The organism is Deltaproteobacteria bacterium (genome assembly GCA_009929795.1).
Lineage (GTDB): Bacteria > Desulfobacterota > Desulfovibrionia > Desulfovibrionales > Desulfomicrobiaceae > RZZR01.
This window is the reverse complement of record RZZR01000180.1, coordinates 1-4,391: the sequence shown is the minus strand read 5'-3', so window position 1 is coordinate 4,391 and position 4,391 is coordinate 1. Positions and strand designations below refer to the sequence as shown.

At 62.9% G+C, this 4,391-nt stretch carries 2 protein-coding genes; both read right to left on the bottom strand.

The window, feature by feature from the left end:
- A partial coding sequence (locus EOM25_12615) for an AAA family ATPase (GenBank protein ID NCC26016.1) occupies window positions 1-1,634 on the bottom strand: 1,634 nt, incomplete at its 3' end.
- 59 nt (window positions 1,635-1,693) lie between these two features.
- The coding region (gene uvrA / locus EOM25_12610) for an excinuclease ABC subunit UvrA (GenBank protein NCC26015.1) at window positions 1,694-4,391 on the bottom strand (2,698 nt) is incomplete at its 5' end.

Genomic DNA, 4,391 nt, shown 5'->3' with positions numbered 1-4,391 from the left:
TCCATATACTCGCTCATGTCGAAGCGTTCGAAATGCACGGACAGGGAAGCGGCCAGCTGACGTGCCACCTCGGTCTTGCCCACCCCGGTCGGCCCGGCAAAGAGGAAGGAACCTGTGGGGGCCTGGGGATTGCTTAAACCGGCCCGGGAGCGCTTGACCGCCTTGACCAGGGCCTCAATGGCCTGATCCTGCCCAAAGATGACCGACTTGAGCTGTCCGTCCAGGTGCAGTAGGGCGTCGAGATCGTTGCCGGTCTTGCTGTTGACCGGAACCCGGGCGATCTTGGAGACGATCTGCTCGACATCCCGCACCCCGACTGTCCGCCCGGTCTTGCCGTTCAGGCGGAAAAAAGCCCCCACCTCATCCATGACATCGATCGCCTTGTCCGGGAGAAAGCGGTCGTTGATGTAGCGATGGGCCAGTTCGGCGGTGGCGTCGATAGCGGTTTTTGCATAGCGAATCTGGTGATATTCCTCATATTTGGGTTGAAGTCCCCGGAGAATGCGGCAGGTATCGTCCACTGAGGGTTCCTCGATATCGATCTTCTGAAAACGGCGCGACAGGGCACGGTCCTTCTCGATGTGATTTTTATACTCCTCATAGGTGGTGGAACCGATGCAGCGGATCGTTCCCGACTGCAGGGCGGGCTTGAGCAGATTGGAGGCATCCATCGAGCCGCCGCTGGTGGCCCCGGCCCCGATGATGGTGTGCATCTCGTCGATGAACAAAATGGCTTTCTCTTTCTTCTCGATGGCTGCCACCACTTCCTTGAGCCTTTTTTCAAAATCGCCGCGATACTTGGTTCCAGCCACCAGGGTGCCGAGATCCAGCATGTAGATTTCCGTATCCTGGAGCAGGTCGGGGACCAGTTTTTTCGGATCGGGATGGGGTTGCTTGCGGGCGATGCCGTCTTCATGGATGCGCAGGGCCAAGCCTTCGGCCACCAGGGGACGGGGTCGCAGATGGGCGGCAACGGATGTGGGCCAGTCTGCCGGATTCATGCCCCGTTCCAGAACGGTCAGCCCGGTCCGGGCCAAGCCGATGGAATCGACGAGAAAGACCAGATCTCCGGTCCGGGCCTGGGCCCGACACAGAGGCCTGGCCGATGGACCCCAGGCAGTCACGGCCAGGGACAGGCTCGGGCCTCTGGACAGGTCGCCTCCGACCAGAAGAACACCGTGCCTGGCAGCCAGATCGGCCATTCCGGCGAAGAGTTCCTCCCACCACGATTTATCCGGTGATCCCGGAGGCACGGTCAGGCAGAGGGTAAAGCCCATGGGTCGGGCCCCCATAGCGGCCAGATCGCTCAGGTTTACGGCCAGGGCCTTGTGGCCGATATCGCGGGGAGTGAAGTATCGTCGGCGAAAATGAACGTCCTCGACGAAAAGATCGGTAGTCAGACAGAGCCTTTCAAAGCCGTCGATCACGGCGGCGTCGTCCCCCCGGCCGCGGACGAGGCCCGGCCCCGCATTCGGGAAGAAGCGGTCCAAAAGGTCGAGGAATTCTTGCTCGGATGCGACTGTCATGCTTGGGTCCGTCCGGCGACAGCATATATGATGAACCTGCCAACTCCAAGGCCTTTGTAGGCCGATGGCGAACATGCAAGCGCGACGGGGAACAGTCCCTCGCCCCATGGAGGCCCGGCATTTTGGCCGATTGGTTCGTTCGGTTTGGGTTTGCCGCGTTCACACCATTATTGTCGGATCAGAAACCGCCCCGTCACCGAGGCCGGGTCGGCCACGATCTCCTCGGGCGTGCCCTGGGCAACGATGCGGCCTCCGTTCTCTCCTCCGCCGGGACCGAGATCCAGCACGTAGTCGGCCGAGCGGATAACGTCCGGGTTGTGCTCAATGACCACCACCGTGGCACCTCTATCCACCAGACGGTGCAGGACATGGATGAGTTTGCCCACCTCGTGCATGTGCAGGCCGGTGGTGGGTTCGTCCAGGATGTAGAGGGTCTTGGGCAGGCCGCGTTTCCCCAGCTCGCGGGAAATCTTGATCCGCTGGGCCTCGCCGCCGGACAAGGTCGTGGCCGGCTGTCCCAGGCGGATGTACTCCAGGCCGACCTCCTCCAGAACAGTCAGCCTCCGGTCCAGAACCGGATAGTTGGAAAAGAATGCTCTGGCTTGGCGTACGGTCATGTCCAGGACCTCGGCGATGTTTTTGCCCTGATAGGTCACGTCTAGGGTTTCCCGATTGTACCGTTGCCCACCGCAGACCTCGCAGGTGACAAAGACATCGGGCAGAAAGTGCATCTCCACCCGGAGCTGACCGTCGCCCTGACAGGCCTCGCAGCGGCCGCCTTTCAAGTTGAAGCTGAAACGGCCCGGGGTGTAGCCGCGTTTGCGGGCGTCCCGGGTCTGGGCGAAGATGTTTCGGATTTCGTCGAAGACCTTGGTGTAGGTGGCCGGGTTGGAGCGCGGGGTGCGGCCGATAGGGGTCTGGTCGATGGAAATGATACGTTCGACCTCCTCGGCCCCTTCCAGCCCGGCGATGACTCCTGGCTGGTCCACCTTGAGACCCTGGCGCAGAGCCAAATGCTTGTAGAGGGTATCCACGACCAGGGAGCTCTTGCCCGAGCCCGAAACCCCGGTGACGCAGACCAGACACCCCAGGGGCAGGTCGCAGTCCAGGTTCTTCAGGTTGTTGGTACGCACCCCTCGCAGCCGGATAAACCCGGAGGGCCGTCGTCTCGTTTCGGGTACGGGGATGACCAGATCCCCGCGGAGATACCGGCCGGTCAGGGAGTCGGGGCTGGCCAAGAGCCCGGGCACGTCGCCCTGATAGACGATCTCCCCGCCCAGATAGCCCGAGCCCGGGCCGAGTTCGATGACCTGATCGGCCGAGAGGATGGTGTTTTCGTCGTGCTCGACCACGAGGACGGTGTTGCCCCGGCCCTGGAGGTCTCGCAGGGTATTGATGAGTCGATCGTTGTCGCGGGGATGGAGGCCGATGCTCGGTTCGTCCAGGACATAGGTCACGCCGACCAGACCAGAACCGAGCTGACCGGCCAGGCGGATGCGCTGGGCCTCGCCCCCGGACAGGGTGGACATGGTCCGGGCCAGGTTCAGGTAGTCCAGGCCGACCTGGACCAGGAAGTTCAGGCGGTGGCCAAGTTCCTTGACCAGAGGCTCGGCAATGCGATTTTGGAAGCCGTCGAAGCTTTGCGAGCGCAGCCAGTCAAGAGCCCGGTCCACGGGCAGGGAGCAGAGCTGAAAAATGTTTAGATCATGCACGCGCACGGCCAGGGCCTCGGGCCGTAGGCGGGCCCCCTGGCATTCGGGGCAGAGAGTGGTCTGCCGAAAGCGGGCCATTTCGTCGCGCCAGACGTCGCCGTACTGCCAGGAGTCGTTCAGCAGGGGGACGATGCCCGGCCAATGGGCCTCGGAGTCGCCGTGGAACAAGGCCTGGGAGGCCTCCGGCGAGAACCGGGTCAGGGGCGTGTCCAGGGTGAATCCGTGCTTTTGGCCGAGATGTTCCAGACCGGGGATCTGTGGCTCGAGGGCCCTGGGCCGCTTCCAGGGGATGATGGCCCCCTGACGCAGGGACAGGCCGCGGTTGGGGGCCAAAAGATCGGGCTCGTAGTACTCGGTGGTGCCCAGGCCCGCACAGCGCGGGCAGGCCCCCTGGGGGCTGTTGAAGGAGAAGAGCTGCGGGCTGGGCCGGGGCAGGCTCAGGTCGCAACGGGGGCAGACGGCCTCGGTGCTGTAGAGGAGAGTGTCTCCACCCACCACGGCCAGCTTCAATCGACCCCGGCCGTGGGCCAGGGCCAGTTCCACGGAATCGGCCAGACGCTTGCGGATGTCCTCCTTCATGACCAAGCGGTCGACGACCAGATCGATGACGTGCTTTTTGTTTTTGTCCAGGGTGGGCGGGTTTTCCAGTTCATGGGCTTCGCCGTTGATGAGGACCCGGACGAAACCCTGGGAGCGCAGTTTGCGGAAGAGGTCGGCGTGGGCCCCTTTCTGGTGGTCCACCAGGGGGGCCAGGACCAGGAATTTGTTGTCCGGGGCCAAACGCAGGATGGATTCGATGATCTGATCCGGGGCCTGGGCTTGGATGGGCTGGTCGCAGCCCGGGCAATGGGGCGTTCCTAGACGGGCGAAGAAGACGCGCAGAAAATCGTAGATTTCGGTCACCGTGCCCACGGTGGAGCGCGGGTTGCGGCCCGAGGACTGCTGTTCCAATGAGATGGCCGGAGACAATCCTTCGATTTTATCCACCTCGGGTTTGTCCATCTGAGGCAAAAATTGACGGGCGTAGGCTGACAGGGACTCGACATAGCGCCGCTGGCCTTCGGCGTAGACGATGTCAAAGGCCAGGGTGGACTTTCCCGAGCCCGACGGCCCGCAGACGACCACCAAACGGTCGCGGGGGATGTCCAGACTC